This is a genomic window from Holospora curviuscula, from assembly GCF_002930195.1.
GTDB classification, from domain to species: Bacteria; Pseudomonadota; Alphaproteobacteria; order Holosporales; family Holosporaceae; genus Holospora; species Holospora curviuscula.
Window position 1 is genome coordinate 1 of record NZ_PHHC01000010.1, and the last position, 1,669, is coordinate 1,669.

Consider the following 1,669-nt stretch of genomic DNA (forward strand, 5'->3'; position numbering starts at 1 on the left):
TTATGGAAAATCTTCTTAACAAGACAATTGAAATTTCAGAACCCCAGAATGGGCGGTGTTCGCCAAAAGATGGGTCGTTGAACGAACCTTGGCTTGGCTCAATCATTATCCAAGATTGTCTAAAGCGTAGGAAATGGCTGTAGCAGCTTTCGAAAATAGGGTGAGGATCGCTCTTTTATGCGCTTGTTAAGGGGGATCGCTCATCCATAAATCCAGGTTCTAAAATGCATAAAAATCGTTTTTTGAAGATACTGGCTGCGTTATGTGGGCTACAAGACTTTATTTTTTTACAATAAATTTTTTCTTTAGAGGTTCTGTAATGCCAAAAAATCCTTAGATAAACCAAGCAAAAAAAATAATTTTTTTAAAATTTTTCTATCTATCTATCTAGAGTAAAATGGTTAAAATCCCAACATTAAGGCACCTCTAGAACGGATAATCCATAGCATTAACCCTGTTTCTAAAACAAAATTTATGAAGTACCGCTTTATTTTTAATACTTATAGTAAATCATATTGTATTAGGTAAGGAAAAGAAGCGGGTTATAGCCACATATTATTGAGAAAATTCTGTGAGCAAATTCTGTAATTCTATTCTTAGTACATCGTTTCATATTGTTCCAGAATTTCTCTATGGAGTTCAAGTCAGAAAAATTGGCAGTAAGAAAATTAGTCTGAAGCAAAGCGATTCAATCACTTCTTTTGTCTTATCAGAGTTATGGACTGAGGCACGATCCAACGTCACTCCTTGTCAGGGTTGTAGCGCTTTGGTTCAACACTGTTCTGCCCAATGATTAAAAAGATCCGCATTATAAGAATCATTAAAAACCATGGGTGCTGTAGATGGAGTGTTTACTAAGCCGTCTACACTATAGATTTTTTTGGAATCGTTACCACGCTTCTTACCTACACGCTGTTTAGTTTTTTACTCCATCACTCTACCTTTGTTTTTTATGTGATCAAGAGAGAGGATCCATAGAATTTAAGATAGACTATCAATAGAATTTTATCCAAAAATTTTCATCTTATAAACTGTTTACAGCGTTTATAAACGTGCTAAGGATAGGGAAATTTGGAAAAAAATGATGTACGATCTTGTAGAAAAGAGCTGTCTTAAAGTCGGTTGAAATTTAGCGTTAAACTAGAGTTTGATTGACAGAGTGTGTTAATACAACTGATCTCTCTAAGAAGTAAGGCATTGATGGGTAAAAAAGCTAAAAGGTCGTGAGCATCTTATCTTATCGACACCCAAAGCTACCGTTTCCATAGAACCGTGTGTGATTCCAGGGCACATGATACAGTGCCAGATAGCGCAAAATTATGAAAATGTTTTTAGAAAAATTTCTAAAGAAACTCATGAAAATCTTTGAACGCATCATGTATGGATGGGCTGTATTCGTAAAAAAAGGTACAAAGAAGTCCCTTGGCGTGGTTAAATTACTTTTTAAGACGCTCTAAAGGTTATGAAATTTTTCTCTGTACAGGACAAAAGTTTATCTCCCTGTAAATACCCGCTCAATTACAGTTTTTTGATTAAAAATTGACGCAATATCATTCACGAAATTGTTAACCGAACGATCAATTTTAAAAAATAATTCCCGCAGCAGATCCAAGCCAACGCGTAACACGCTTTTTTCCAAACGACCATGCTTTTTCTTTTTGATAGGGGC

The 1,669-nt window shown here is 35.2% G+C and carries 1 protein-coding gene; it reads left to right on the plus strand.

Annotation, left to right across the window (positions count from 1 at the left end; translation table 11 throughout):
• The first annotated feature begins 571 nt into the window (after positions 1-571).
• The gene (locus HCUR_RS00230) at positions 572-793 is read left to right on the plus strand and encodes a hypothetical protein (protein ID WP_104206246.1); all 222 of its coding nucleotides are present in this window, start codon (positions 572-574) and stop codon (positions 791-793) included.
• Positions 794-1,669: the final 876 nt, after the last annotated feature.